Annotated in this window: 1 protein-coding gene; it reads left to right on the forward strand. The window is 57.7% G+C overall.

Going from position 1 to position 829, the window contains the following annotated elements:
• On the forward strand, positions 1–575 hold a 575-nt coding region (locus tag EXE42_RS18810; RefSeq protein ID WP_158293747.1), incomplete at its 5' end, for a hypothetical protein.
• Positions 576–829: the final 254 nt, after the last annotated feature.

The raw sequence follows: 829 nt of genomic DNA on the forward strand, positions 1-829 counted from the left end.
ACGAACTCTCTCGTGAGGCGGTCGGAACGTTTGTGATCGAGTATCACGAAACCTACGTACTCGATGAGATGTTTTCGCCCACTCACGAGGACGACTCGGTCAGCGGGAGTGTGACCTCCATCGACAGCCACGAGTACGGATACGTAGTTACCGTTGGGTGGGGTGGCGCCGATTACAGAGATGTTCCCGAGATAGAAGCCAAACCGACGACCGATCCGCCCGACTTTGATATCCCGTCGGTCGAAACTCTCGACAGCAAACTACTGCGAGAGTTCGCCAGAGAAGCCGCCGAGCGGAATGAGAGAGTAGAATCTAGTGGCGCTCCACACTCGGATCTGGAGCCGGTGCGCCACGAGTTCGAGTCGCTCCCAGGTACCGAAGACGGCCGATTTATCAGCGTTGACGGCACTCCCGTCACCATTCAGTTCGATATCCGCAGGACGCATGGAGATTATTTGTCGATGTCTACCCGCTACTACGTAGACTCACACGTCGTCCGACAAAGCGACGAGCACAGGGCCAGCGACGAGGACACGGACCCAAGGCAATTTCCTCTACTCGAATGTCAACCGTAGGCGGGGTTCTGAAGCCCCGTACGGCTGTAATCACAGGGCTGCCGACGAGCTGATCGCTCGTAGTACGGTGAAATACTACCGTACGGATCCTCTGTATCTCACACACCGATCCTATCAGTTCCGATGGGTTTCAACAGAGCCTCGCACCACCGCGGATCCGTTTATAAACACGCGACCTCGTCGGTCGACCGACTCGGGGCCCTTCAGAACTCGAAGCCGACCGCGTCGGCGCTCGGTCGGAGCGGGCTCTTCGG

The sequence above is a fragment of the Halorubrum sp. SP3 genome (genome assembly GCF_005435195.1).
Taxonomy (GTDB): domain Archaea; phylum Halobacteriota; class Halobacteria; order Halobacteriales; family Haloferacaceae; genus Halorubrum; species Halorubrum sodomense.